General features: G+C 20.3%; 1 protein-coding gene and 1 pseudogene. One reads left to right on the top strand and one right to left on the bottom strand.

Annotated elements, in window-relative coordinates:
* Positions 1 to 85: 85 nt before the first annotated feature.
* The gene (locus M0D11_RS06130) at positions 86 to 316 is read right to left on the bottom strand and encodes a hypothetical protein (RefSeq protein ID WP_252321044.1); all 231 of its coding nucleotides are present in this window, start codon (positions 314 to 316) and stop codon (positions 86 to 88) included.
* Positions 317 to 564: 248 nt separating this feature from the next.
* Here M0D11_RS06130 and M0D11_RS06125 point away from each other — a divergent pair.
* Positions 565 to 930, top strand: a pseudogene (locus M0D11_RS06125) (hypothetical protein); the annotation flags it as partial.

The following is a 930-nucleotide window of genomic DNA, read 5'->3' as shown; positions in this document are numbered from 1 at the left end:
CATGTTCTTAAGAATGAAAAAAATGCCGCAAAGATAGTTAAAACTATTATTCAAATTTTAGATAATATTAACTAGTAATATTTATTTATATTTTATTTCTTGGTGGTAATTGTGGAGGCGTACCACTTCCAATTGAACTTAGTTGTCCTAAATAATTAATAAAATGATAATCTCATTTTTCAGAAACTAAATCACCAGTATTTTTTTCATTTTTATTTTTATCAATAGTTTCATAAATATGATTTAAATTTTGATTGATAGATGATGAGATAATATTTTTTAATACTAATTCAAAAGGAATATAGTTGCTATTCATAAAAAGTTAACACCAATTTCTAATATTTTAATTTTTAACAATTTTTAAAAAATTATATCATAATAATTTTATTTGATAATGAAATGTTTAATAATTTTTTATTATATTATTCAATAGTTTTTTTAATGTTTTTAGAAACTTATGTATATTTTTTGTTAATAATAAACTTTCTGTTGATATATTATATATAATTATATTATGTTTAAAATTAATCAAAAATTTTAATTATAAAAGGCAGGAAATTAAGTATGGAAAACCTTAGTGTTGGCGAAATAATAACAAAATTTAATTTAACAATTTTATATATTAATCCCAAAATTCCAATTGAAAAAAGAATTATTACTAATATTGGTACTAATCGTGGTGGTTTAGAGTTAACAGGATTTAAAACTAAACAAATCTCACGTAGTCGTCGTATAATTTTATTAAGCAGTAAAGAAAGCGAATATATTTCCTCTTTACCAAAAACAGAATTTAAGAACCATTTTAGTAATATTTTAGAAGATCATATTCCTGCTATTTTTGTAACACCTAATTTTAAATTTAAAAAAGAATTATGTGACTGTGCTAAAGCGATTAATTCAACAGTTCCAATTATTGAAGTATTATTTTTT

The organism is Spiroplasma endosymbiont of Lariophagus distinguendus, from assembly GCF_023846195.1.
Lineage (GTDB): Bacteria > Bacillota_I > Bacilli_A > Mycoplasmatales > VBWQ01 > Spiroplasma_E.
Note: the sequence above shows the minus strand (reverse complement) of the source record. Positions and strands in the feature narration are given on the sequence as shown.